The sequence below is a fragment of the Arenimonas sp. MALMAid1274 genome, assembly GCF_049195245.1.
GTDB lineage: Bacteria > Pseudomonadota > Gammaproteobacteria > Xanthomonadales > Xanthomonadaceae > Arenimonas.
Genome location: NZ_JBMIRR010000022.1, coordinates 26,283 through 45,159 on the forward strand (window position 1 = coordinate 26,283; position 18,877 = coordinate 45,159).

The window sequence follows — 18,877 nt, forward strand, 5'->3', positions numbered from 1 at the left end:
GTCACGCGTCCTCGGTTGCGTTGAAATGGCGCTGCAGGTCGGCGGTGATCGCCAGCGCGATCGACTCCGGGCCCTCGCCGCCCAGCGGCAGGCCGACCGGCGCATGCAGGCGCGGGCGCAACACCTCGCGGTCCTTGAAGCTGAGTTCGGCCAGCAGCTCGTCGCGGCGGCCGGGCGGGCCCAGCAGGCCGATGTAGGGCACCTCGTGCCGGGCCAGCACGCGCAGTGCTTCCAGGTCGGTGCTGGCCAGGTGCGTCATCACCAGCACGGCGTCGGCGTCGTCCACTTCGGCGGCGAGCGTTTCCGACGGACGCGCCTCGCGGCGACGGTCGGCATCGGCCAGGCGCGTGGCGTCCAGCAGGGCGGGGCGGTGGTCGGCCACCGACGTGAACCAGCCCAGGGTGCGCGCCAGCTGCAGCAGCGGTGGCGCCTCGGGTCCGGCACCGAGCAGCAGCAGGCGCGGCGGCGCATCCACGCACAACCGCGCGAAGACCGTGCCTTCCCACGTATGCAGGCCATCGGGCGCGCCGCGCAGCGACAGCGCCAGCGCGTCGCCCTTGGCCGGCGCGGCATCGCCATTGCGCCAGGCCAGGCCGCGGCCGGCGTCCTCGCCCTCGACGATCAGCGCCAGCTCCAGCGGCACGCCGTCGCGATAGGCCGACACCAGCGCATCGAACAGCGGGCGCGGCTCCGGCCCGATCGGCCAGGCCAGCACGCGCATGCGGCCGCGGCAGCCCGAGCCCGAGCCGAACACCAGGTCGTCCTCGCTACGGGTGTCGAACATCGCCATGCCGATGCGGCCGCTGGCCAGCGTGTCCCGGGCCAGCTGGTCCAGCGCCGGTTCCAGGCAGCCGCCCGACAGCGTGCCCAGCCGTTCGCCCGCGTCGGTGACCAGGGCCAGCGCGCCGGGCTTGCGGTAGGTCGAACCCTCGGTGTCGGTGACCAGGGCCAGCGCGAAGCGGCGGCCGTCGGCGCGCAGCGCGATCGCGCGCTCGATCACCGCGCGGTTGCCGCCCAGCGGCGTCATGCGGCCGAGGCCTCGGCGGCGTCCAGTGCCAGCTGCAGGGTTTCCCAGGGCAGCAGCACGCAGCGGTGGCGCGCAGGCGTGGACGACACGCCGGTCAGTGCGGCCAGCTCGCCCAGGCTTTCGCCGTGGCCTGACACGATGCCGGCCTGCAAGGCCTGGCGCCGTTGCGCGATCGCCCGGGCGTCCAGGCCCAGCACGTCGGCCGACATCAGCGAGGCCGACGCGGTGCAGAGCAGGCAGCCGCTGGTCTGGTGGCGCAGGTCGATCACCTGGCCCTGCGGGCCCAGCTGCAGGCTGATGGCGACGCGGTCGCCGCACAGCGCGTTGTGCAGCTCGGCGCGGCGCGACGGCGCAGGCAGCTCGCCGAGGCCGCGCGGCGCATGGCCGTGGGCCAGCACGGTCTGGCGGTAGATGCCGGCGAAGCTGGGCGGGTTTTCCATGGCCACGATTAGCGCATGACCACGCGGGACCGACAAGCCGGGCTCAGGCCGGCCGCCGCTCCTCGTCCGGCGGCGGCACGGTGCCGTCGCAGCCGGGCACGGTTTCGGCGCAGTGTTCGCTGGCCGCCTGCACCGGCTGCCGCCGCGACCGCTGCCAGCCATCGGCGGCGTACAGGCCCAGCGCGATCCAGATGCAGGCGAAGCCCACCGCCTGGGTGCCGGTGAAGTCCTCGCCCAGCAGCCACACGCCGCTGAGCAGCTGCAGGGTCGGCGCGATGTACTGCAGGATGCCGACCAGCGAATACGGAATGCGGCGTGCGCCGTAGGCGAATCCGATGAGCGGCAGGGCGGTAAGCGCGCCGCCGAAGGCCAGCAGCAGGTCGCTGCGCAGGTCGCCCTGCGCGAACGCGCCCACCCCGCGGGCCTGCGCCCAGCCCAGCCAGGCCAGCGCCGGCAGCAGCAGGATCAGGCTCTCGATCGCCAGGCCCGGCACCGCGTCCACGTTGGCCAGCTTCCGGATCAGGCCGTAGAACGCGAAGCTGAAGGCCAGCGCCAGCGAGATCCACGGCGGATCGCCGTGCAGGATCGCCAGCCACAGCACGCCGGCCGCGGCCAGCGCCACCGCCGTCCACTGCACGCGGTTCAGGCGCTCGCTGAGCACCAGCACGCCGATCAGCACGTTCACCAGCGGGTTGATGAAATAGCCCAGGCTGGCCTCGACCACGCGGCCGTGGGTCACGGCCCAGATGTAGATGCCCCAGTTGAAGCTGATCAGCACGCTGCTGGCCAGCAGCATCCAGCCCACCCGCGGCCGCGCCAGCGCGGTGCGCAGCCAGCCCCAGCCTTCGCGCAGCACCAGGAACCCGACCACGAACAGCGCGCACCAGGCGATGCGGTGGGAAATGATCTGCATCGAGGGCACGTGCCTGAGCAGGTACCAGTACAGCGGGAACACGCCCCAGAGCACGTAGGAGGCGATGGCGGCGAGCAGGCCGTTGCGATCGATGGCGGGTGGGGTTGCGTGCACGCGGCGATCCGGACAGGGGCGCGGAGGGTTCCGCGCCGGCCCGCGATTATCCGCCCAAGGCCGGCGGCATGCCTGCAACGGTGTGGTGACCGGTCGCGCGCCGGGCCGGTGCCATGCGGTCCGCGGCGCGGCTATCGGCGGTCCGCAAGTCCGGGCATGTGCGGAGCGATCGCGTCCAGGCGGCGGCCGATCTCCTCCGGGGGAAGGCGGTCGGGGTTCTCCGCAAGGTAGTCGAGCTCCAGTGCCACCGCGATGGTGTGGTGGTCAAACGAGGGATGCCAGTGCTTGAGCCGGGGTGGTGACGCCCGGTCGCGCAGCACCTGGGCGGCGTTGAACACGCGCAGCGGATCCATGCCCAGCCCCTGCAGTCCGATCGACAGGGTTCCGAACCTTCCGTCGGACTTGAACGGCTGTTCGGACAGCAGCCTTGCCACCCAGGGCATGCGGGACCGGTATCGCCCGGGGTTGGATACACCCAGCACCAGACGCTTCAACTCATGGTTCCGGATGGTCTGGATGTCCAGATAAATGCCGTGAACCTCCTGCCACGGCACCCAGCCATACAGCGCGTGATCGAAGCCAGCCGCATCCATCCGCAGCGTCGGCCGGCCCGGGCGGTAGAGCAGGATGCAGTAGGGGATAAGCAACGCCGACAGCAGCGCGAAGAAGATAGCGCACAGCGCCAGCCGCCAGTCGCGGTCGTCCAGGTACATAAGTCCGGAAACCGCCGCCATCAGGACGAAGACGAAGATGCCGAGCACCTGCTTCCACGGACTCATCGACGCCTCGAGCACGTCCCCGGTGAATCGCCTGCCTTGCTCCAGTGCTGCCTCGTGGCGCGTCACAAGCCCGCGCCCGGTGCGCCAGCACAGGAACATGCCCATCACGCCAGCGGCGAACACGGCCGCGTCCTGCACCACGTAGCGCAGCGGCGAGTGTCCGGCCTCCACCAGGAAGCGGAACACGCCAAAGGCCGCCACCAGCAGGAACACGCCGGCCAGAACCAGCAGGGCGAATCGTTTGGCAAGGTACACGGCGTGTTCCCGACGGGCGAAGGGGCGCGATTGTCCGCGCCTCTTCGTCGGCAGACAAGCCGGGCAAGGAGGCTACTGCGTCCGCAGCGCCGTGGTCACCTGCATGCGGGCCGCGCGGATCGCCGGCAGCAGGCCGCCGATGAAGCCGATCACCACCGCGATCACCAGGCCGGTAAGGACCAGGCCGAAGCTGACCTTGAAGGCGAACACCACCTGCGTGAAGCTCTGGCCCAGGGTCGACACGGACAGGTTGTCGAACATGGCCCAGGCGATGAAGGCCCCGATGACGCCGCCGACGAAGGCCAGCACCATCGCCTCGATCATCACCGACACCAGCACCGGCAGCGCGCCGAAGCCGATCGCGCGCAGCGTGGCGATCTCGCGGGTGCGGGTGGCCACCGCCGCGTACATGGTGTTGAGCGCCGCGAAGATCGCGCCCAGCGCCATGATCAGGGTCACCACGCCCGCCAGCACGCTGACCATGGTGCGGAACTGGCCGGTCTGTGCGCTGTAGTAGGCCTGCTCCTGCAGCACTTCGACCTGCATGCGCGGGTCGGCCAGCAAGGCGGTCTTGAGCGTGTCCAGCGCCGCCGGCGATTCCAGGCCCACGCGCACGGCGCTGAAGCCGTCGCCGCGGTTGAAGGCCGACTGCGCGGTGCCGGCATCGGTCCACAGCTCGCTGTCGTTGGCGTCGCCGGCCTCGAAGATGCCGACCACCTTCCAGTCCGAGCCGCGCATGCGCAGGGTCTGGCCGACTTCGGCGCCGGCGAACAGCCGGGCCACGCCGGCCCCGACGATGATCTCGCGCAGGCCCGGCTCGAAGCGGCGGCCCTCGATGATCTTCAGCTGCGGCCGCAGCTCGAACGAGGCCGGCTCGACGCCGCGCATGGTGACGTTGGCGCCGTTGACGGTCTCGCCTTTCTTCATCAGTTCGGTGATGACGATCAGTTCGCCCGAGGCCAGCGGCTGGCCGTCGCTGCCCTTCCGGATGCCGGGGCCCAGCTTGATCAGGCGCGCGGTGTCGCCGCCGAAGCCGGAGTTGAGCTCGGCGCCGGAGCCGCCGCGCAGCACCAGGGCGTTGTCGGTGCGGCCGGCGTCCTTGAGCGTGGCCTGGAAGCCCTGGGCCATGGCCAGCAGGGCGGTGAACACCGCCACCACGCCGGCCAGGCCGATGATGATGACCAGCGACGGGCCCCAGCGCTGCGGGATCGAGCGCAGGTTGAGGCCGGTGATGGCGAGGATCTGGTTGATCATGGGTTGGGCTCCTCAGCGTCCGGCCAGCGCATCGACGATCTTCAGCCGGCGCGCACGCAGCGCCGGCAGCAGGCCCACGACAAGACTCAGCACCACGATGGCCACCAGGCCGGCGATCCACACCTGTGCGTCGATGCCGATCGGCAGCATCGGACCCGCGGCCTTGGCGACCACGGCACCCAGCAGGGTGGCCAGGCCCAGCCCGACCAGCCCGCCGATCGCGCACATCGCCACCGTCTCGGCCAGCACGAAGCCCAGCACGGTGTTGTCCGAGAAGCCCAGGGTCTTGAGCACGGCGAACTGCGGCACGCGTTCGCGCACGCTCTGGGCCATGGTGTTGCCCACCACGAGCAGCAGGGTGAAGAACACCGCGAACAGGATCCAGCGCACGATCAGGCCGATGTCGCCCAGCTGCTTGATGAAGCCGACCTGGAAGTCCTTCTCGGTCTGGGTCTTGGTCTCATCGGCGGAATTCTCGTAGCGCTTGTCCACCAGGGTGGCCACCGATTCGGCCATATCCGGGTTCTCCAGCCGCAGCACCATGATGCCGGCGTTGCCGCCGCCGAACTGCGCCGCCTCGGCGAAATAGGCGTGGTTGATGTACATGCCGCCGGCGGTGTTGCGCGACCATTCCTCGTCCTTGCCGTCGTAGATGCCGACCAGGTCGAAGGTCCAGTCCTTGCTGCCGTTCTTCTGCGGGAAGATGTTGGACTGCATCGGGATCTTGTCGCCCACCTTCCAGCCGTACTTCTCGGCCAGCAGGCGGCCGGCGATCATGCCGGTGCGGGTGTTGGCGAAGGCCTGCCAGTGTTCCTCGGGCATCACCCATTCCGGGTAGACCTCGTGCAGGCGCTGGGGCTCGACCGCGAAGGCGAAGATCTGCGGATCCTCGCGGAACACCGCGCCGAACCACTGCTGGTACATCACGCGCTGCACGCCGGGGATGGCGTCGAACTCGGGCACCATGCGCATCGGCAGCGACTGGGTGAACGAGACGCGCGACTGGGTCACCAGGCGCGTGGCGCCGACGAAATCGGCGCCGGCGCTGAACACCTGGTTGAGCGACTGCAGCAGGCCGAACAGCACGAAGGCCATCACCACCGACAGCAGCGTCAGCCACGTGCGTGTCTTTTTGTGGAACAGGTTGGCCAGTACGAACCCGGTCTTGGTCATGGTCGTGCCCTCAGTGGCCCGAGCCGGCGGCCAGCTGGCCCTTGTCCAGGTGCACGGTACGGCTGGCGAACTCGGCGGCCTTGGGATCGTGGGTGACCATGATGATGGTCTTGCCCTGCTCGCGGTTGAGCTGCTGCAGCAGGCCCAGGATCTCGTCGGCGGTCTTGCGGTCGAGGTCGCCGGTGGGTTCGTCGCAGACCAGCAGGGTGGGGTCGGTGACCAGGGCGCGGGCGATGGCGACACGCTGCTCCTGGCCGCCGGAGAGTTCGCTGGGCTTGTGGCTGCCGCGGTCGGCCAGGCCGACCAGGGTCAGCGCCACCTGCGCGCGCTTGGCGCGTTCGGCCGCACCCATCTTGGTCAGCAGCAGCGGCAGCTCGACGTTCTTCTGCGCATTGAGCACCGGCAGCAGGTTGTAGAACTGGAACACGAAGCCCACGTGCTGGGCGCGCCACTGGGCCAGCTCGCCGCCCTTGAACTGGTCGATGCGGCGGCCTTCGACCGACACGCTGCCCGAGGTCGGCGTGTCCAGCCCGCCGATCAGGTTGAGCAGGGTGGTCTTGCCCGAGCCCGAGGGGCCCATCAGTGCGACGAAGTCGCCCTTAGGGATGTCCAGGTCGATGCCGTGCAGCACCTCGACCTGCTGCTTGCCGCGCGTGTAGTGCTTGGTGAGCTGGCGGACTTGGACCAGGGACTCGGACATGGCGCGCCTCGGGGAAAGGTGGGGAGGGGTCAGGGTTGTACGGTGACCTTGGCCTGGTCGGCCAGGGTCGTCGGGGGCGAAAGCACGACCTGTTCGCCCACGGCCACGCCGCGGGTGATGCGGCGGCGGCCGTCGCGGGCATCGGCGGCGTCCACGTCGCGCAGGCTGGCGCGGTCGTCGCGCACGACGAACAGCACGGTCTTGCCGTCGCGCTGCACGATGGCCTCGGCGGGCACGGTCACGCCCACCACCAGCGGGGCATCGGGGCGGGCGGGCGCGGCGTCCTGCAGGAAGGACACGCGCACGCCCATGTCGGGCACCACGCGTTCGTCCTTTTCCTTGAAGGCGATGCGCACCTTGACCGTGGCCTTGCTGCGGTCGGCGGTGGGCACGATGGCGATCACTTCGGCCGGGATGCGCCAGTCGGGATAGGCGTTGAGCACCGCTTCCACCTTTTGGCCGGCCTTGACGCGGCCGATGAAGGCTTCGTTGACGTCCACCTGGATCTCCAGCGAGTCCATGTCGACGATGGTGCCGATGCCGGTGCGGGTGAAGCCGCCGCTGCCGGAGATCGGCGAGATGATCTCGCCGGGCTGGGCGGCCTTGACCGTGACCACGCCGGAGAACGGCGCGCGCACGATGGTGTTGTCCACGCCCAGGTCGGACAGCGACAGGGCTTCCTGCGCCACCTGGGCGTTGTCGCGGGCGCTCTGCAGCTGCGCGGCCAGCGCGTCGCGCTCGGCCTGGGCCTGGTCGAGCGCGGCGGCGGCGATCAGTCGGCGGCCGGCGAGGTCGCGGTTGCGCACCAGGGTCTGTTCGGCCAGCTTGAGCTGGGCCTGGGCGCGCACCACGTCGCTGCGGGCGGCGGCGAGCTGGGCGGCGCTGAGCTTGCGCTGGGCGTCGGCGTCGGTGGGTTCCAGGCGCGCCAGCACTTCGCCCTGCTCGACCCGCTGGCCTTCCTCGATCAGCACTTCCAGCACCTTGCCGGAAATCTTGGAGGACACGGTGGCGATGCGGCGCGCGGTGACGTAGCCGGTGGCGTCCAGCACCGAGCTGGCGGCCGGCGCCTGGCCCGCGGCCTCGGCCTGCGCGGGCGCGGTGCGGACCGGCACCGGGGCTTCGCGCGTGAACCACCACACCGCCAGCGCCACCAGCGCAACCAGCACGATCGCGATCACCGCCCAGCGACCGCGGCCGCCCGCAGCGGGCGGGGGCGAAGCGTTGCGATCAATGCGCAGCTGGTTGAGCAGGTCAGGCGTCGTGGACATGGGGCGAGGCGATCCAGTCGGGGAGGCCAGTGTACGCACCGGCCCATGGCAACCAAGGTGCCGGAAGACACTTTCTCCCGTCAGTGACACCTGTCAGCAGAAACCAAAGGAAAACATACCAGGTATGTTTTCACGGACCTTGAGACGCCGACCGGGGCCTGGCGGGAAAACATACCTGGTATGTTTTCCTTGGGTTTGCTTCAGGGGTGGCGGGATTTGAGGAGGGACCAGGCGGCGCGCAGGCCCTGGGCCTCGCCGCCGGCGGGCTTGCCGGGGCGGTCGCTGTCGTTCCAGGAGTAGACGTCCACGTGCGACCAGGCCTGGCCTTCGGGGATGAAGCGCTCCAGGTACAGCGCGGCGGTGATGCAGCCGGCCATGCGCGAGGGGCCCGAGTTGGCCAGGTCGGCGATGCCCGACTTGAGGTAGCCCAGGTAAGGCCGCCACAGCGGCATCCGCCACAGCGGATCGCGCATGCGCTCGCCGGCGGCCAGGTAGTCGGCCGCCAGGGCTTCGTCGTTGCAGAACAGCGCCGGCAGGTCCGGCCCCAGCGCGATGCGCGCGGCGCCGGTGAGAGTGGCGAAGTCCATGATCAGCGCCGGCCGCGCCTCGGCCGCGAAGGCCAGTGCATCGCACAGCACCAGGCGGCCTTCGGCATCAGTGTTGTCCACCTCGACGCTGAGGCCCTGCCGCGTGGACAGCACCTCGCCCGGCCGGAAGGCGTTGGGGCCGATCGCGTTCTCGACCGCCGGCACCAGCAGCTGCAGCCGCACCGGCAGCTTCATCGCCATCACCAGCTGCGCCAGACCCAGCGCGTGCGCCGCACCGCCCATGTCCTTCTTCATGTTGCGCATGCCGTCGGCCGGCTTGATGTCCAGGCCGCCGGTATCGAAGCACACGCCCTTGCCGACGATGGCCAGGCGCGGATGCGCCGGGTCGCCCCAGTCCACCTGGATCAGGCGCGGCGCGCGATGGCTGGCGCGGCCGACCGCGTGGATGGCGGGGAAGTTCTGCGCCAGCAGCTCGTCTCCGGCCACGACCGTCAGCGTGCCGCCGTAGGCCTGCGCCAGGCGCGCCGCCACGGCCTCGAGTTCGGCCGGGCCCATGTGCTCGGTGGGCGTGTTCACCAGGTCGCGCACCAGGGTGCTGGCCTTGAGCAGGGCGAAGGCTTCGCTGTCCTCGACGCCGGCCGCTTCCAGCACCAGGCGCGCGGGCGCACGCGGCGGCTTGGCATAACGGTCGAAGCGGTAGGCGCCCAGGCCCCAGCCCAGCAGGGCCTGGCCCGGCTCCAGCGCCACGCCGTCCTGCACGAGGCGATAGGTGCCCGGCGGCAGCAGGCTGGGCAGGTGCGCCAGCGCCAGCGGATCGCGCGCGTCGCTGACGCCCGCTAGCGCAAACGCCGGATGACCGTCGGGCCCCGGCACCAGCAGCGGCGCGCCCGACTGCGGCAAGAAGCCATGGGCCTGCAGCCAGGCCTGCACCGCCGGGGTCTGGCCGCTTCGCCATGCCTCGAAGCCCGCACGATCCACCAGCCGCAGCGGCAGCGCGCCCTCGGCCTGGTCAGGACTGGCGAAACAGGACGGCAGGCTCATCGCGGCTCCGGAGCGGCAAGGGGTGGCAGGGGATGGTGCTGGTCGAGCCAGTCGGCCAGGCCCGCCAGCGTATCGAATTCCAGGTCCGGGCGCGGCAGGTCCACCGGCCAGCGCTCGCGCTTGCGGTTGATCCAGCAGCTGGGCATGCCGGCGCGGCGCGCGCCCACCACGTCCAGCAGCGGGTCGTCGCCGATGTGCAGCACCTCGGCCGGGGCCAGGCCCAGGCGTTCGCAGGTGGCGTGGAAGATCGGCGTGTCCGGCTTGGCGTGGCCATGCTCGCGGGCGCTGACGAACACCTGGAAATGCGACTGGATGCCGATGCGCGCCAGGTCGGCATTGCCATTGGTCAGCGCCGCCAGCGGCCGTGCCGACGACAGCCGCGCCAGCGCCGCCATCACGTCGGGATAGAACTCGACCTGGTTGCGGGTGGCGTAGAAGGCCTCGAACGCGGCCTCGGCATGCGTCTCGCCGTCGCCGCACTCGTTGAGCGCATGCAGCAGCGACAGCTTGCGCTGGTGGGTGAAGTCGTGCGCGTACTGCGGATGCTGCAGCGCGATCTGCTCGCGCAGCCGCCGCATGCGGTGCACCGGATAGCGCTGCGCGGTGCGCGGGCAGTGCTCGCGCAGGAAGGCATCCAGCGCCTGCTCGGCGCGCTCGATCGAGGGCCAGATCGGCCACAGGGTGTCGTCGAGGTCGAGGCTGAGGGCACGCGGGGCGAAGTTCACCGGCGGAGCATAACGCGGCGCCGCGCGCCGGCGCTTGGGCGGGCTATTCAAGGATGCGCGCCCAGCGCTGCCAGGCCTCGACCCGGCTGGCCACGATCTTCAGGCACACCAGCATCGGCACCGCCACCAGCAGGCCCACCACGCCCCACAGCCAGCCCCACAGCATCAGCCACAGGATGATGGCCAGCGGGTTGATCTTCATCGTGCGGCCCAGCACCAGCGGCGTCAGTACCTGGCTTTCGATCCCGTGCAGCAGCAGGAAGCCGGCCGAGGGCAGCAGCGCCGCGCCCACCGTGTCGAACTCCGACAGGCCCACGAGGGCCAGCAGCAGCGACATCACCAGCGGGCCGATGAAGGGCGTGAGGTTGAGCACCGCGGCCAGCACGCCCCACAGCAGCGGGTCTTCCACGCCCAGGTACCACAGGAAGGCGGCGGTGGCCGCGCCCAGCACCACGCTGGTGGCCGAGATGGTGAGCATGTAGCGCGACAGGTCGCTCTGGATCTGCTGCACGATGTCGGCGGTGAGCCGCTTCTGCGCACGCGTGCGGCGGAGGCTCATCAGCTTGCTCAGCACGTCGTCGCCGTAGACCAGGAAGCTGAAGGTGAGCAGCAGCACCGCGAACAGCGAGCCCAGCACCCGCGGCGTGCTCGACACCAGGTCGGCGCGCGGCGGCCGCACCACCACGCGCTCGGCCTCGTCCTCGTCCTCGGTGAAGTCGTTGAACGACGCGCTGGCGCGGGTGGCCTCGCGCAGCGGCCGGATCATTTCCTTGAGCTTGGGCGCCGCCTCGCGCATCACGAAGGGCACGTTCATCGCCCACTCCGACGCGGGCTTGGCGATGAACATGCCGACCGCGCCCAGGCTGCCCAGCAGCCCGGCCACCAGCATCAGCGCCGCGACGCCGCGCGGCAGCCAGCGCAGCGGCGCGCGCCGCATCAGCGGGCTGAGCAGCATGGCGAAGAAGGCCGCCATCACCACCGGCAGGATCAGGCTGCTGGCGAAGTAGCAGGTGTACAGCAGCACCGCCAGCACCAGCACGCCCAGCAGCTGCGAATTGCTGCGCAGCGCGGCCAGGCGCGCGGCATGGCCGCTGGCGGCAGGCGCGGCGGCGCGTTCGGGCCCTGCCAATGGCACCTCGACCCGCGGTGCCAGCGGCGGGCTGCCAGCCTCAGGCGGTGTCGACACGGCGTTTCCTCGGCTTGCGCTTGCGGGCGGGGCGGGGCTTGGCGGGCAGGGCGTCGCCGGCCGGATCCACCGCGGTTTCGACGGCCTCGTCCACGGCGTCCTGCACCGCCCCGGGCACGGTTTCCTGCACCGCCTCCTCGGCGGCCGAGGCCGCGGTGATCCCGGCCAGCATGCCGGGCAGCACCGATTCGAGCAGCATCGAAAACAGCGGCCCGGTGACGAAGCGGCCGCCGGCCGCACCCAGCGACTTGGTGCCGGGCAGGCCGATGCCGCTGGCCACGCCGAGGCTGAAGCCGCCGGCGACGATGCGGAAGGGCGTGGCCGAGCGCCGGATCTCGGCCTTCAGATGGGCATAGGCTGCAGCGGCCGCCTGGCGTTCGCGCACGCAGTCCAGTTCGGCGCGCTGCACCGCGGCGATCTTGTCCTCCAGGCTCACAGCGGCACCTCGGGTTCGGCGGCGCTGCCCAGGTCGCGCTTGAGCTGGCGGCGCGTGGCTTCGAAGTCGGTGAACTTGAGCACCGCACGCGCCTTCACGATCGCCACCCAGGCCACCGCGACGCTGATTGCCAGCGGAATGAAGATGGCCAGCGGCCAGGGTGCACCGGCCGCGCGCAGGCCGCTGACCAGCAGGGCGGTGAGCAGCAGGTAGGCCGTGCCCAGCATCACCGTGGCCACCAGCAGGTAGACCAGGGCCAGCACCAGGGCGTCGCGCGCCAGTCCCACTTCGGCGGCGAACAGGCGCCGCAGCGTGGTGAAGCCGGTGGTGTAGGCGCGTACCGTCTGTTTCGCTGCCTCCAGCACCGCCTTCGCGTCGTCGCCGAGCTTGCCGGCCTCGCCCGGTGCGGACTGCGCGCCCGGCGCCGTCGGTCCCTCGCCCGGCGTGCCGGCTTCGGGATCGGGGGTGGGCTCGCTCATCGGCCGGGCTTACTTGCGACGCGTCAGCGCCGCGACCAGGTAGCCGGCGGCAAAGGCCACGCCGAACGAGGCCAGCGGCTTGCTGCGGATCAGGTCTTCGGCCTGGCCCAGCATGGCCTTGCCCTGGTCGAGCAGGCCGTGCAGCTTCTCGTCGATCTCGGCCTTGGCTTCGCGCGCGGCGGCCGCGCTGGCGTCCAGCGCCTCGGACACGCCGGACTTGAGCGCGTCGCGCGCCTCGCCCAGGTTTTCCTTGGCGCTGTCGAGGTGGCTGGCCGGGGCCATGTCGGTGTCGTCGATCTTGGAACGGTTCATGGGCGTACTCCGCGAATCCTCAGGTCACAACCTTACACCGTCACCGCGGTCGCGGCGCCGTCTTCATTCCATCACCAGGTAACCGAAGCGGCCACCGCGCGCCACGCTCAGCACCAGTTCGCGCGGCGGGCTGGCCAGCGCGCTGCGGAAGGAGGGCAGGTCGGCCACGTTGCGTCGGTTGATTTGCCCGATGCGGTCGCCGGCACGCAGGCCGCTGGCCGCGGCGCGGCTGCCGGGCGCGACCTTGCTGGCCACCACGCCGAACAGGCCCTGCTGGCGGAACCGTTCGGGCAGCTCGGTCAGGGTGGCGCCCTGCAGGCGCGGGTCGATCTGGCCGCCGTCGATTTCCTTGGCCTGGGCCTTGAGCACCGCGCGCAGCGTCAGGCGCTGGTCGCCGCGCAGCAGGTCCAGGCTGACCTGCTGGTCCACCGGCAGCAGGCCTTCGAGGTTGCGCAGGGCCTGGGCGCTGTCGATTCGCTGGCCGTTGGCGGCCACGATCACATCGCCGGGCCGCACGCCCGCGGCCTCGGCCGGCGAGCCGCGGTACACGCGGGCCACGAGGGCGCCGCGCTGGTTCTCGGCCAGCCCCACCTGGCGCGCCAGGAAAGGCGTGATGTCCTCGCCGTCCAGGCCCAGCGAGCCGCGCCGCACCTCGCCGTAGGCCATCAGCTGGCGCATCACCTCGCGCGCCAGGTTGGCGGGGATGGCGAAGCCCAGGCCGATGTTGCCGGCGGCGCTGCCGCGCGGATTGAAGCTGGCGGTGTTGATGCCCACCAGCTCGCCGCGCAGGTTGACCAGCGCGCCGCCGGAATTGCCCGGGTTGATCGAGGCGTCGGTCTGGATGAAGTTCTGGTAGCCCAGGCCCTGCAGGCCGCTGCGGCCCACGGCCGAGACGATGCCGCTGGTGACGGTCTGGCCCAGGCCGAAGGGATTGCCCACCGCCACCACGAAGTCGCCCACGCGCAGGTCGGCCGAATCGGCCAGGTTCAGCGCGGTCAGGTTTTCGGCCGGGATGCGGATCACGGCCACGTCGGTGTCGGGATCGGCGCCCACCAGCTCGGCCTCCAGCGTGCGGCCGTCGGCCAGGGTCACCGAGACGCCGTCGGCGTTCTCGATGACGTGGTTGTTGGTCAGCACCAGGCCGCGCTCGGCGTCCACGATCACGCCCGAGCCCAGCGACTGCTGCACCTGCTGCTGGGGCATGCCCGGCATGCCGAACAGTTCCTGCAGCGGATTGCGCTGGCGCACGGTCTGGCGCGCGAACACGTTCACCACCGCCGGGGTCACGCTTTCGAGCATCGGCGCCAGCGACGGCACCGGCGAGCCTTCCATGCGCGCCGGCAGCGCGGCCCGGGCGGCGCGGGGCAGGGCCAGCTCGGCCGCGCCTTCCAGGGCCACCGCGGCGCGGGTCGGCGCCGGGCCGTCCGGGGCCCGGGCCGGCTGGGCCAGCCAATGGCTGGCGCCGGCGCCCGCGGCGGCGGCGAGCAGGAGGCAGGTGGCGGCGGTGAGCAGGCGCATGCAGCGGTCTCCGGGGCAAGGTGGCGGGAGGCGGAATCGATCTGATAGCAGATGGGAGCCGAACCGGGGCTGGACAAGGTGAGGCCCCGGATCGACGAAGGCGGTGGCCGGAGCTGGACCGATCTTTCCGCGGGTCGGGCCGCCGGCGGCGCCCGGCGGGTCGGGTCGGGGCTGGTTCCACGCCCCCGCCGGTGGCCGTGAAGTCCTTTGCAGCGGCGGCCGGGGCGTTGAGGCGAAGTCTGGGAGAGCCGTGGAACATCTTGAAGTGGCTAGTTTTTCGCCAGGTTTCAGCGGGTTGACAGCCCCCCTTCCGAGGGGTAGTTTTGCCTTCCGCTGCCACAACATCTTGTGTTGGGTGGCAGGGGGCGGCCCCAAGGCTTGGGGTCGGTAGCTTGCACGACGCGATGGCGAGACGGCATGCGGGAAGCGGACAGGACAGCACGTACGGCCCGGGTTTCCAGCCCGCGGGCGGGCGTCGCTACCCCCGCCTTTCCGGTCGGCACGACCTCAGAAGAATTCACAAGGCGGCCCCACCGAAGGGTCGCCCCGGGAGGAAACAAGGACTTATGAGCACGGTTCGCCTGGAGGCGGTCAAGAACAATGCGGCGCAGGTCATCGACATGCAGCCGGCGTCCCAGGACATCTGGGACAAGAAGTACCGCCTGAAGACCAAGAAGGGCGAGCCGGTGGACGCCACCATCGACCACACCTACCAGCGTGTGGCCAAGGCCCTGGCCGAAGCCGAGCCCACCGCCGAGAAGCAGAAGTACTGGTACGAGCGTTTCGTCTGGGCGCTGCGCCGCGGGGCCATCCCCGCCGGCCGCATCACGTCCAACGCCGGCGCGCTGGAGCACAAGCCCGCCACCAGCACCATCAACTGCACCGTGTCGGGAATCATCACCGACTCGATGGACGACATCCTGGGCAAGGTGCACGAGGCGGGCCTGACCCTGAAGGCCGGCTGCGGCATCGGCTATGAGTTCTCGACGCTGCGCCCGCGCGGCGCCTACGTCTCGGGCGCCGGCGCCTACACCAGCGGCCCGCTGTCGTTCATGGATATCTACGACAAGATGTGCTTCACGGTCAGCTCGGCCGGCGGCCGCCGCGGCGCCCAGATGGGCACCTTCGACGTGAGCCACCCGGACGTGAAGGAATTCATCGGCGCCAAGCGCGAGGACGGGCGCCTGCGCCAGTTCAACCTCTCGCTGCTGGTCACCGACGAGTTCATGCAGGCGGTCGAGAAGGACACCGACTGGCCGCTGGTGTTCCCGGTGAACATCAAGGAAAAGAACGAGATCGACGTCGACGACCCGAAGCAGGTCGTCTGGCGCGACTGGCCGCACAGCAACAACTACGTGACCCGCGACGACGGCATGGTGGCCTGCAAGATCTACGGCCACATCCGCGCCCAGCAGCTGTGGAACCGCATCATGGCGTCCACCTACGACTTCGCCGAGCCGGGCTTCATCCTGATCGACCGCGTCAACGAGATGAACAACAACTGGTGGTGCGAGAACATCCGCGCCACCAACCCCTGCGGCGAGCAGCCGCTGCCGCCCTACGGCGCCTGCCTGCTGGGCTCGATCAACCTCACCACCTTCGTGCGCGACCCCTTCACCGACCAGGCGCGTTTCGACTGGGAGGAATACAAGGAAGTGGTGCGGGTGTTCACGCGCATGCTCGACAACGTGGTCGAGGTGAACGGCCTGCCGCTGGAGCAGCAGCGCAACGAGATCATGCGCAAGCGCCGCCACGGCATGGGCTTCCTGGGCCTGGGCAGCACGGTCACCATGCTGCGCATGAAGTACGGCGAGGCCGATTCGGTCGCGTTCACCGAGCAGGTTAGCCGCGAGATGGCCGTGGCCGGCTGGGAAGTGGCGCTGGCCCTGGGCAAGGAAAAGGGCCCGGCCCCGATCATGGACGAGGACTTCACCGTCACCGCCGAGATGCTGCGCAAGCGCCCGGAAATGAAGAAGGACGGCTGGAAGGTCGGCCAGGTGATCAAGGGCCGCGTGCTGCACGCCCGCTACTCGCGCTACATGCAGCGCGTGGCCGAGGTGGCGCCCGAGCTGGTGGCCGACCTGGCCGAGCACGGGGGTCGCTTCACCCACCACAGCTCGATCGCGCCCACCGGCACCATCTCGCTGAGCCTGGCCAACAATGCCTCCAACGGCATCGAGCCCTCGTTCGCGCACCACTACAGCCGCAACGTGATCCGCGAAGGCAAGAAGTCCAAGGAAAAGGTCGAGGTCTTCAGCTACGAGCTGCTGGCCTACCGCACCCTGGTCAATGCCGAGGCCATGCCCTTCAGCACCGACCCGGCCACCCGCCTGCCCGAGTACTTCGTCTCGGCCGACGACATCACGCCCAAGGCGCACGTGGACATCCAGGCCGCCAGCCAGAAGTGGGTGGACAGCTCGATCTCCAAGACCGCGAACGTCCCGACCGACTATCCGTACGAGGACTTCAAGGACATCTACACCTATGCCCACAAGATGGGCCTGAAGGGCTGCACCACCTTCCGCTTCAACCCCGCCGCCTTCCAGGGCGTGCTGGTCAAGGAAGCCGACCTGGAGAACACCACCTACCGCTTCGAGCTCGAGGACGGGACGATGGTGGAGGCCAAGGGCAACGAGGAAATCGAATACGACGGCGAGCTGCACAGCGCCGCCAACCTGTTCGATGCGCTCAAGGAAGGCTACTACGGCAAGTTCTGAAGGCTGAATGCGCGGTCAGGATTGACGCGCATTCGACCCGGGTTCGCGTTAAGTTAGGCCCGCGGCAGTCGCCGCGGAATTGAAACGACGAGGAGAGCGGTAATGAGCAACGGCAACGGTGTCACGGCGGCCATTTCCAATGCCGCTGGAAGCGTCAGCGACAAGGCTTCGGAAATCGGCAGCGCCATCGCCGACCAGGCCAACAAGGTGGTGAAGGCCGCCAAGAAGAAGGCGGCCCCGGCGATCAAGTCGGCCAAGGCCCAGATCAAGAAGGCCGAGCGCTCCGACACCGGCAAGGCGGTCAAGAAGGCCGTGGCCGGCGCCAAGAAGAAGGCGGCGGCGGCGGTGAAGGCCGTGCAGGACACCGTCGGCGGCGCCAAGAAGGCGACCAAGAAGGCCGCCAAGCGTCCGGCCGCCAAGAAGGCGACCAAGAAGGCTGCGAAGAAGACTGCCAAGAAGGCTGCCAAGAAGCCGGCCGCCAAGAAGGCTGCCAAGAAGCCTGCTGCCAAGAAGAAGGCGGCCAAGAAGCCCGCTGCCAAGAAGCCTGCTTCCATGCCGGCCGCCCCGGTTGCTCCGTCGCTGTAAGACGGGCACCACGCTGTAATCTGGGCTCTCTCCCCGTGTTGCCCAGGCGGGGAGGGAGACTTTACAAAGGCAACAAGACAAAACGCCGGCTTGCGCCGGCGTTCGTATTTGCGGGGTCCGCCGGGGGCGGCCTCAGCGGCGGCGGCGGCGCGGTGCCTGCACGGGTTCCGGCGCCAGCCATTCGCGGGCCGGCAGGCCCAGCGCACGGTCCAGCGCGGTCGGCATCAGCCCGGCCGGCATGTTGCTCTCGCTGTTCCAGAGGATGACCAGGCCGATGTCGCGGTCGGGCAGGAAGGCGATCAGGGCGCGATAACCCTGCACCGCGCCCGCGTGGTAGACCAGCGTGTGGCCGGCATAGTCGTAGATGCGCCAGCCCAGCCCGTAGTACGCACTCTGCAGGCGCTCGCGCCGCCAGCTGTTGCCGCGGATCTCGCCGGGCGTGGCCACCTGCGGGGTCTGGATCTCGTTGAGGATCTCGGGCGGCAGCACATCGGGACGGTGTCCCATCTGCGCGATCAGCCACTGCGCCATGTCGTGCACGCTGGCGTTGACGCCGGCCGCGGGCGGGATGCGGTAGTAGGTTTCCTTCGGACGCACCGGCAGCCACTTGCCGCCGCTGCGTACGTGCGGACGTGCCCAGCTGGCGCTGGCTTCCAGGCCGTCGCGGCCGAAGGTGGCGCCATACATGCCCAACGGGTGGAACAGGCGCTTCTCGACTTGGTGGGCATAGAAGTCGCCGGTGGCGGCGAACACCAGGTCGCCGACCAGGCTGAAGGCGATGTTCTGGTAGGCGTAGCAGTCGCCCGGGGTGCAGGCCATCGGCGCCTGCGCCAGGCGTTCGGCCAGCACCGGGTAGGGCTGATCGGCTTCCAGGTCGCGGTCGTAGGTGTTGTAGCCCAGGCCCACGCGATGGCTGAGCACGTCGCGCACGGTCACCTTCTGCGCGCCCTGAAGGTCGCGCAGGGTGAAGGTGACCAGCTGGTTGTTGATTGGCGTATCCCAGGACATCGCGCCTTCGCTGACCAGCATCGCGCTGAGCGTGCCGGCGAAGGACTTGGACAGCGAGGCGACCCGGAACACCGTGTCGTTGCCCACCGGCAGCGGATTGCGGCTGTCCACCACGCCGTAGCCGCGCATGGACACCACCTTGCCGTCCTGGACGATGGCCATGGCCATGCCGGGGATCCGCGACTGGGCGAGCACGTTCTCGGCCAGGCGCTCGATCTCGCGCGCCTGCGGGCTGAAATCGGTGCGCACCGGCGTGGCCGAAGCCGCAGGCAGCGCTTGGGCCGCGGCGCCCATCGGCACCAGTGCGACCAGCGTGAGGAAGAAAAGGGATTTCAGGCGCCCGGACGGGCTGGCTTTCGTGCGTGGCATGACCGACGTATGCTTGCGGAACAGGCCCGA

The 18,877-nt window shown here is 70.1% G+C and carries 16 protein-coding genes and 2 pseudogenes; 2 read left to right on the forward strand and 16 right to left on the reverse strand.

The genetic code is table 11. The annotated features are described in order from the left end of the window. Position 1: 1 nt before the first annotated feature. From ACOQFR_RS02500 to ACOQFR_RS02570, 15 genes and pseudogenes are all read right to left on the reverse strand, one after another. Positions 2 to 1,027 carry an XdhC family protein gene (locus tag ACOQFR_RS02500; protein ID WP_421378160.1) on the reverse strand — a complete coding sequence of 342 codons (1,026 nt, stop codon included), beginning with the start codon at positions 1,025 to 1,027 and terminating at the stop codon, positions 2 to 4. Continuing rightward, the gene (locus tag ACOQFR_RS02505; RefSeq protein WP_421378162.1) at positions 1,024 to 1,467 is read right to left on the reverse strand and encodes an iron-sulfur cluster assembly scaffold protein; all 444 of its coding nucleotides are present in this window, start codon (positions 1,465 to 1,467) and stop codon (positions 1,024 to 1,026) included. Before ACOQFR_RS02505 ends, ACOQFR_RS02500 begins: the two co-directional genes overlap by 4 nt. 130 nt (positions 1,468 to 1,597) lie before the next feature. Beyond that, positions 1,598 to 2,494: pseudogene (gene rarD / locus ACOQFR_RS02510) on the reverse strand (EamA family transporter RarD); the annotation flags it as partial. 131 nt (positions 2,495 to 2,625) lie between these two features. Beyond that, positions 2,626 to 3,528 (reverse strand): hypothetical protein, encoded by a 903-nt coding sequence (locus ACOQFR_RS02515; protein WP_421378164.1) that lies wholly within the window; start codon positions 3,526 to 3,528, stop codon positions 2,626 to 2,628. 72 nt (positions 3,529 to 3,600) lie between these two features. Next, positions 3,601 to 4,782, reverse strand: coding sequence for an ABC transporter permease (locus ACOQFR_RS02520; RefSeq protein WP_421378166.1), 1,182 nt, complete (start codon positions 4,780 to 4,782; stop codon positions 3,601 to 3,603). A gap of 12 nt (positions 4,783 to 4,794) precedes the next feature. Beyond that, complete coding sequence (locus ACOQFR_RS02525) at positions 4,795 to 5,955, reverse strand: ABC transporter permease (RefSeq protein WP_421378168.1); 1,161 nt, start codon at positions 5,953 to 5,955, stop codon at positions 4,795 to 4,797. Between the two features lie 10 nt (positions 5,956 to 5,965). Continuing rightward, on the reverse strand, positions 5,966 to 6,655 hold the full coding sequence (locus ACOQFR_RS02530) for an ABC transporter ATP-binding protein (protein WP_421378170.1): 690 nt from the start codon (positions 6,653 to 6,655) through the stop codon (positions 5,966 to 5,968). Positions 6,656 to 6,684: 29 nt separating this feature from the next. Further along, positions 6,685 to 7,923 carry an efflux RND transporter periplasmic adaptor subunit gene (locus ACOQFR_RS02535; RefSeq protein WP_421378172.1) on the reverse strand — a complete coding sequence of 413 codons (1,239 nt, stop codon included), beginning with the start codon at positions 7,921 to 7,923 and terminating at the stop codon, positions 6,685 to 6,687. Between the two features lie 200 nt (positions 7,924 to 8,123). Continuing rightward, entirely contained in the window at positions 8,124 to 9,512 is a 1,389-nt protein-coding gene (locus ACOQFR_RS02540; protein ID WP_421378175.1) for a leucyl aminopeptidase family protein, read from the reverse strand. Beyond that, on the reverse strand, positions 9,509 to 10,237 hold the full coding sequence (locus tag ACOQFR_RS02545) for an HAD family hydrolase (protein WP_421378178.1): 729 nt from the start codon (positions 10,235 to 10,237) through the stop codon (positions 9,509 to 9,511). Before ACOQFR_RS02545 ends, ACOQFR_RS02540 begins: the two co-directional genes overlap by 4 nt. Positions 10,238 to 10,280: 43 nt before the next feature. Then, complete coding sequence (locus ACOQFR_RS02550) at positions 10,281 to 11,423, reverse strand: AI-2E family transporter (RefSeq protein WP_421378180.1); 1,143 nt, start codon at positions 11,421 to 11,423, stop codon at positions 10,281 to 10,283. Continuing rightward, a complete protein-coding gene (locus tag ACOQFR_RS02555; protein WP_421378182.1) occupies positions 11,407 to 11,859 on the reverse strand; it encodes a hypothetical protein in 453 nt (150 codons plus the stop codon). Before ACOQFR_RS02555 ends, ACOQFR_RS02550 begins: the two co-directional genes overlap by 17 nt. Then, a complete protein-coding gene (locus ACOQFR_RS02560; protein WP_421378184.1) occupies positions 11,856 to 12,338 on the reverse strand; it encodes a hypothetical protein in 483 nt (160 codons plus the stop codon). The genes ACOQFR_RS02555 and ACOQFR_RS02560 overlap by 4 nt, the downstream gene beginning before the upstream one ends. 9 nt (positions 12,339 to 12,347) lie before the next feature. Further along, positions 12,348 to 12,650: a hypothetical protein gene (locus tag ACOQFR_RS02565; protein WP_421378186.1), complete on the reverse strand. Its 303-nt coding sequence runs from the start codon at positions 12,648 to 12,650 to the stop codon at positions 12,348 to 12,350. Between the two features lie 63 nt (positions 12,651 to 12,713). Continuing rightward, positions 12,714 to 14,168: a Do family serine endopeptidase gene (locus ACOQFR_RS02570; protein WP_421378188.1), complete on the reverse strand. Its 1,455-nt coding sequence runs from the start codon at positions 14,166 to 14,168 to the stop codon at positions 12,714 to 12,716. Between the two features lie 566 nt (positions 14,169 to 14,734). Here ACOQFR_RS02570 and ACOQFR_RS02575 point away from each other — a divergent pair. Together ACOQFR_RS02575 and ACOQFR_RS02580 are read left to right on the forward strand one after the other, a co-directional pair. Further along, positions 14,735 to 16,885 carry an adenosylcobalamin-dependent ribonucleoside-diphosphate reductase gene (locus tag ACOQFR_RS02575; protein WP_421378190.1) on the forward strand — a complete coding sequence of 717 codons (2,151 nt, stop codon included), beginning with the start codon at positions 14,735 to 14,737 and terminating at the stop codon, positions 16,883 to 16,885. A 462-nt stretch (positions 16,886 to 17,347) separates the two neighbouring features. Further along, positions 17,348 to 17,428: pseudogene (locus ACOQFR_RS02580) on the forward strand (histone-like protein 2); the annotation flags it as partial. 174 nt (positions 17,429 to 17,602) lie between these two features. On the opposite strand, the gene ACOQFR_RS02585 reads toward ACOQFR_RS02580, so the two are convergent. After that, positions 17,603 to 18,847, reverse strand: a complete 1,245-nt coding sequence (locus ACOQFR_RS02585; protein ID WP_421378192.1) for a serine hydrolase domain-containing protein — start codon at positions 18,845 to 18,847, stop codon at positions 17,603 to 17,605. Positions 18,848 to 18,877: the final 30 nt, after the last annotated feature.

Coding starts and splice junctions, on each gene's coding strand:
- ACOQFR_RS02500 (WP_421378160.1), bottom strand. CDS start 1,027: ATGACGCCGCTGGGCGGCAACCGCGCGGTGATCGAGCGCGCGATCGCG.
- ACOQFR_RS02505 (WP_421378162.1), bottom strand. CDS start 1,467: ATGGAAAACCCGCCCAGCTTCGCCGGCATCTACCGCCAGACCGTGCTG.
- ACOQFR_RS02520 (WP_421378166.1), bottom strand. CDS start 4,782: ATGATCAACCAGATCCTCGCCATCACCGGCCTCAACCTGCGCTCGATC.
- ACOQFR_RS02525 (WP_421378168.1), bottom strand. CDS start 5,955: ATGACCAAGACCGGGTTCGTACTGGCCAACCTGTTCCACAAAAAGACA.
- ACOQFR_RS02530 (WP_421378170.1), bottom strand. CDS start 6,655: ATGTCCGAGTCCCTGGTCCAAGTCCGCCAGCTCACCAAGCACTACACG.
- ACOQFR_RS02535 (WP_421378172.1), bottom strand. CDS start 7,923: ATGTCCACGACGCCTGACCTGCTCAACCAGCTGCGCATTGATCGCAAC.
- ACOQFR_RS02540 (WP_421378175.1), bottom strand. CDS start 9,512: ATGAGCCTGCCGTCCTGTTTCGCCAGTCCTGACCAGGCCGAGGGCGCG.
- ACOQFR_RS02560 (WP_421378184.1), bottom strand. CDS start 12,338: ATGAGCGAGCCCACCCCCGATCCCGAAGCCGGCACGCCGGGCGAGGGA.
- ACOQFR_RS02565 (WP_421378186.1), bottom strand. CDS start 12,650: ATGAACCGTTCCAAGATCGACGACACCGACATGGCCCCGGCCAGCCAC.
- ACOQFR_RS02570 (WP_421378188.1), bottom strand. CDS start 14,168: ATGCGCCTGCTCACCGCCGCCACCTGCCTCCTGCTCGCCGCCGCCGCG.
- ACOQFR_RS02575 (WP_421378190.1), top strand. CDS start 14,735: ATGAGCACGGTTCGCCTGGAGGCGGTCAAGAACAATGCGGCGCAGGTC.
- ACOQFR_RS02585 (WP_421378192.1), bottom strand. CDS start 18,847: ATGCCACGCACGAAAGCCAGCCCGTCCGGGCGCCTGAAATCCCTTTTC.